This is a genomic window from Gordonia sp. (in: high G+C Gram-positive bacteria), assembly GCF_049299075.1.
In the GTDB taxonomy this organism is placed as follows: domain Bacteria; phylum Actinomycetota; class Actinomycetes; order Mycobacteriales; family Mycobacteriaceae; genus Gordonia.
Map to the genome: position 1 here is coordinate 1 of NZ_JBAQWU010000503.1, position 5,334 is coordinate 5,334.

The window sequence follows — 5,334 nt, forward strand, 5'->3', positions numbered from 1 at the left end:
CTCCCCGGCAGGTACCTGCACCGCAGGTGACCCGGGTACTACTCGGCTCGGCCTCGCCGGCACGACGACGTGTGCTGGTGGCCGCGGGAATCAACCCGCTGGTCCTGGTGTCCGATATCGACGAGGACGCCCTCGTTCAGCAACTGACTGGGCAGCGTCCCGAGCAGATCGTCACCACGCTCGCTGAAGCCAAAGCAGCCGAGATCATCTCGATGATCGCCGCCTCGGATCATCCGGAGATCGACGCGGTCGCCGACGACGGCGTCGTACTCACCTGCGACTCCATGCTGCTGCTCGACGGAGAGTTGGCCGGCAAGCCGCGTACCGCGGAGGTTGCGATCGCCCGTTGGCAGACGATGCGCGGGCGCACCGGACGGCTGCTCACCGGTCACGCGGTCACGCGGCTGACCGGCGGCGTCGTCACCGCCTCGGCAGCTGCCAGCGCGGCCACCGCGATCCGGTTCTCGGACGTCTCCGACGCGGTCATCGAGCGGTATGTCGCGACTGGCGAACCGCTCGAGGTGGCTGGCGCCTTCACCCTCGACGGCATGGGCGGCTGGCTGCTCGACGGGATCGACGGTGATCCGTCGTCGGTGATCGGCATCAGTCTGCCGCTCACCCGCGATCTACTCACGCAGGTCGGTCTCGATGTCACCTCGCTGTGGCAGGTGCCCAACTAGCACCCGGCGGCCGGACCGGCCGACGGTGTCATCCGTATGCTGGACACGCGACAGGCGCCCCGATCGGCGGGCACCGAAGGTGATCAGGAGTTTCCCGTGACAGTCGAATATGAGTCGAATCCGGCGTTCACCGGATTCGCACATCCCGAACGCCTGGTGAGCACCGAATGGCTGTCAGCACATCTGGGCACCCCTGGACTCAAGATCATCGAGTCCGACGAGGACGTGCTGCTCTACGACGTCGGGCATATCCCCACCGCGCAGAAGATTGACTGGCACCTGCACCTCAACAATCCGGTCATCCGCGACTACATCGACGGCGATACCTTCGCCGAACTGATGCGTAGCAAAGGCATTGAACGCGACGACACCGTCGTCGTCTACGGCGATAAGAACAACTGGTGGGCCGCGTATGCGATGTGGGTTTTCACCCTTTTCGGCCACGCCGACGTCCGGCTCCTCGATGGCGGCCGTACCGCCTGGATGAACGAACAGCGCGAGACCTCGTTCAACGTCCCGGCCTACCCGCGTAGCGACTACCCGGTCATCGAGCGCGACGACACCGTCATCCGTGCCTTCGCCGAGGATGTCCGCGCCGCCCTGGGCACCCAGCCGCTGATCGACGTGCGTTCGGAGGAGGAGTACACCGGTGCCCGCACCCACATGCCCGACTACCCGGAAGAGGGGGCCCTGCGCGGCGGTCACATTCCCACCGCCGTATCCATTCCGTGGGCGCGGGCGGCCGCAAGCGATGCGCGGTTCCGCAGCCGCGTCGAGCTCGACGCCATCTACGGCGAGCTGGATCCGGCCACCCCGACCATCGCGTACTGCCGGATCGGCGAACGCTCCAGCCACACCTGGTTCGTGCTGACCTATCTACTCGGCTTCGACGCCGTCCGCAACTATGACGGCTCGTGGACCGAGTGGGGCAACGCGGTGCGTGCACCGATCGCCATCGGTAGCGAACCCGGTAGCCTGTAATCTGCCCTGATTCCTCCCGACGCAAGAAGATCATGAGCCTGACTCCAGCCCTGGCCGAGATCGTCGACGACTTCGGCGCACTCGGCGATGCCGATCGCACCATGCTGCTCCTCGAACTCGCCGACGAGCTCCCCGAGCTCCCCGCCCATTTGGAATCTGCCGCCATGGAACCGGTTCCCGAGTGCCAGTCGCCGATCTTTCTATCCGTGGACGCGGCCGATTCGGCCGCGGTGCGGCTGTTTTTCAGCGCACCGCGCGAGGCGCCGACCACGCGCGGTTTCGCCTCGATCCTGCACCAGGGTCTGGACGGTGCGACCGCCGACCAGATCGCCGCGGTGCCACTGGACTTCGTCAACGATTTGCAGCTGGGTTCGGTGGTCTCCCCGCTGCGACTGCGCGGGATGACCGGCATGCTCATGCGGATCAAGCGCCAGGTGGCGCAGCAGACGGCCTGATGGAGTTCCTCCAGGTCCTCGACGCACCCGTCGAGCCGGGCGGACTGATCGAGTGGATCCCCGCGGTCCCCGGCGGCCTCGGCGCCTGGCATCGTGATCCGCGGGCCACCTCGCACAATCACGAGCAGCACTTGCAGGACGCGCACGCCTACCGGCTGGCCACCCATCGCCAGGGTGGGCGGGAAGCATGGCTGGGTCTCACCGTCGAATTCGACGAGCAGATTTCCCAGTCTGCCGTGCAGTCCGCGATCCTCGGGTGGATCAATCGACACGAGGTGCTGCGGACGCACGTGACGTTCACTCCCGGGAGCCAAGTGAGTACCGAGCGGTATACCGCGGACGCTGGCACCGTCCATCTGCGGCGCCGCCGGATCGGCTGGTTCGCCGATCCACACCAGCTGATCGCCCAGATCGGCGCCTCGTTCGACGGTGCGACGGCCCCGCTGCACTGGCCGGCGTACCGGTTCGCAACGGTGGCCCGCGCGTGCAGCTTCACCCTGTTGTTTGCCGCTGACCATTCGTTGGTGGACGGCTATTCGCTGGTCAACGCCCAATTCGAGCTGCGCGAGATGTACCGGGCCGCCCTCGAGCGCCGCGACCCCACACTGCCGGCGACCGGCAGCTATGTCGACTTCTCCGATACCGAGCGGCGGGCTGCTGACACCGCCGACGACTGGCACACGGCTGCCGTCGAGTGGCGCGAGTTCACCGAGGGCTGGCGGACCCTCCCCGGCTTCGCGTTGCTCGAGCGCGCTGGCCCGCTCGACGCCGGGGCGCCGCTGCTACCGCAGTCCGCCTACGACGCCCTCCTGCTCGATGACGAGGCGACCTGCGTGCTGGAACAGCGGTGCGGCGATCTGGGCGGCTCCCTGATCGGGGGCCTATTGACCACCGCGGCACTGGTCTACCGCGAGCAGACCGGTGCGGACCGCTTCGCGACGGTGATGCCCCGCCACACGCGGAATCAGGCGGCCGTGCATTCCGCGCTCGGCTGGTTCGTCGCCCTCGCCCCGGTGTCGGTCGAGGTATCCGACGATCCCAGCTTCCCGACGGCGTTGGAACGGATGATGGTCTCCCTGGACCGAGCCCGCGAGGGCGCGTCGCTCCCCCTGCTGCGGCTCGCCGAGCTTCTGGACTTCGTGCCCGAACCGAAGTTCGTCGTCTCGTTCATGGACACCCGCGCCGTCCCGGGTGCGGCCCACGCCGACGCCGGGGGCGCGCGGGCGCTGCGCAGTCACTCCTATGCCGACGATGAGTTCTACGTGTGGTTCAACCGCACCCCGCACGGGCTGCGCGTACACGCCCGGTTCCCCGCCGACCGACCCGGTCGGCCGGTCGCTGCGGGCCTACGGCGCTTCCTCAGCGCGTTTACCGAGCTACTCGCGAGTATCGTCGCGGCGCGTCAAACTGACCGATAGGCGTGAACCGAGCATGCTCTCGGGTGCGTTACTGTGAATTCGTTCCGTTGTCCCCGACAACCGGCTCGCTTAGGCGAGTCCAGGCCAGGAGTAGTTGTGCCCAAGACTGATATCCCCCAAAAGACCATCTCCAAGGTCCTCATCGCCAATCGCGGTGAGATCGCGGTCCGCGTGATCCGGGCCGCGCGTGATGCGGGTATCGCCAGCGTGGCCGTCTACGCCGAACCTGATGCCGACGCGATGTTCGTCAGTCTGGCCGACGAGGCCTTCGCCCTCGGTGGCACCACCTCGGCGGAGAGCTACCTCGTCTTCGACAAAATCCTCGACGCCGCCGTCCGCTCGGGCGCCGACGCCATCCATCCCGGCTACGGATTCCTGTCCGAGAACGCCGACTTCGCGCAGGCCGTGATCGACGCCGACCTCACCTGGATCGGCCCGTCGCCGGACTCCATCCGCTCCCTCGGCGACAAAGTCACCGCCCGGCACATCGCCGAGCGGGCCAACGCCCCGATGGCCGCGGGCACCAAGGACCCGGTCGCTGGCGCCGACGAGGTCGTGGAGTTCGCCGAGCAGTTCGGGGTTCCGGTCGCCATCAAAGCCGCCTTCGGTGGCGGCGGCCGCGGGATGAAGGTCGCCCACACCATTGCCGAGATCCCCGAGTTGTTCGAGTCGGCGACTCGCGAGGCCGTCTCCGCCTTCGGTCGCGGCGAGTGCTTCGTGGAGCAGTACTTGGACAAGGCTCGCCACGTCGAGGCGCAGGTGATTGCCGACCAGCACGGCAACGTCATCGTCGCGGGCACTCGTGACTGCAGCTTGCAGCGACGCTTCCAGAAGCTGGTCGAGGAGGCCCCCGCGCCGTTCCTGACCCCCGAGCAGCGCGCCAAGATCCACTCCTCGGCCAAGGACATCTGCCGCGAGGCGGGCTACTACGGCGCCGGCACCGTGGAGTACCTAGTGCAGGGCGACACCGTTTCGTTCCTCGAGGTCAACACCCGCCTGCAGGTCGAGCACCCGGTTACCGAGGAGACCGCAGGCATCGACCTAGTCCGCCAGCAGTTCCGCATCGCCGAGGGCAAGGCCCTGGAGATCACCGAAGATCCGGAACCGCGCGGTCACTCCTTCGAGTTCCGTATCAACGGTGAGGACGCCGGTCGCGGCTTCCTTCCGGCTCCCGGACCGATCACCGTCTACCGCGAGCCGACCGGCCCGGGTGTGCGCGTCGACTCCGGGGTCCGCCAGGGCGATGTCATCGGCGGCCAGTTCGACTCGATGCTCGCCAAGCTCATTGTCACCGGCGAGACCCGCAAACAGGCCCTGGAGCGCAGCGCCCGCGCCCTCGCCGAGTTCGAGGTGGACGGCCTGGCCACCGTCATCCCATTCCACCGCCACATCGTCGAGAACCCGGCTTTCATCGGCGACGCCGAGAAGTTCGACGTCTACACCAAATGGATCGAAACCGATTGGGACAACCCGATCGAGGCGTACAGCGGCGGCGCCGCGCCGGATGACGATGAGGTTCTCCCGCGTCAGAACGTGGTGGTGGAGGTCGGCGGCCGGCGCGTCGAGGTCTCGCTACCCGGCGACCTGAACCTGGGCGGCGGCGGTACCGGCGGCGGCGCAGTGCGCCGCAAGCCCAAGTCGCGCAGCCGCGTCAAGGGCGGCGGTAAAGCCATCTCCGGCGACGCCGTGGCCGCACCCATGCAGGGCACCGTGGTCAAGGTGGCCGTCGCCGAAGGCGACACCGTCGCGGCCGGCGACCTGGTGCTGGTACTCGAAGCGATGAAGATGGAGAACCCGGTC

General features: G+C 67.7%; 5 protein-coding genes. All 5 read left to right on the top strand.

Annotated elements, in window-relative coordinates; genetic code table 11:
* Positions 1–26: 26 nt before the first annotated feature.
* A complete protein-coding gene (locus tag WAW85_RS15955; protein WP_422560574.1) occupies positions 27–680 on the top strand; it encodes a Maf family protein in 654 nt (217 codons plus the stop codon).
* Positions 681–776: 96 nt separating this feature from the next.
* Positions 777–1,661, top strand: a complete 885-nt coding sequence (locus WAW85_RS15960; RefSeq protein WP_422560570.1) for a sulfurtransferase — start codon at positions 777–779, stop codon at positions 1,659–1,661.
* Positions 1,662–1,693: 32 nt separating this feature from the next.
* A complete protein-coding gene (locus WAW85_RS15965) occupies positions 1,694–2,116 on the top strand; it encodes a SufE family protein (RefSeq protein ID WP_422560571.1) in 423 nt (140 codons plus the stop codon).
* Complete coding sequence (locus tag WAW85_RS15970) at positions 2,116–3,534, top strand: condensation domain-containing protein (protein ID WP_422560572.1); 1,419 nt, start codon at positions 2,116–2,118, stop codon at positions 3,532–3,534. Before WAW85_RS15965 ends, WAW85_RS15970 begins: the two co-directional genes overlap by 1 nt.
* Before the next feature lie 96 nt (positions 3,535–3,630).
* Positions 3,631–5,334 (top strand): acetyl/propionyl/methylcrotonyl-CoA carboxylase subunit alpha (locus WAW85_RS15975; protein WP_422560573.1); only part of this gene is annotated, 1,704 nt, incomplete at its 3' end.

Bases quoted from the DNA above. Each gene is read 5' to 3' on its own strand.
- WAW85_RS15970 (WP_422560572.1), top strand. From the start codon at position 2,116: ATGGAGTTCCTCCAGGTCCTCGACGCACCCGTCGAGCCGGGCGGACTG.
- WAW85_RS15965 (WP_422560571.1), top strand. From the start codon at position 1,694: ATGAGCCTGACTCCAGCCCTGGCCGAGATCGTCGACGACTTCGGCGCA.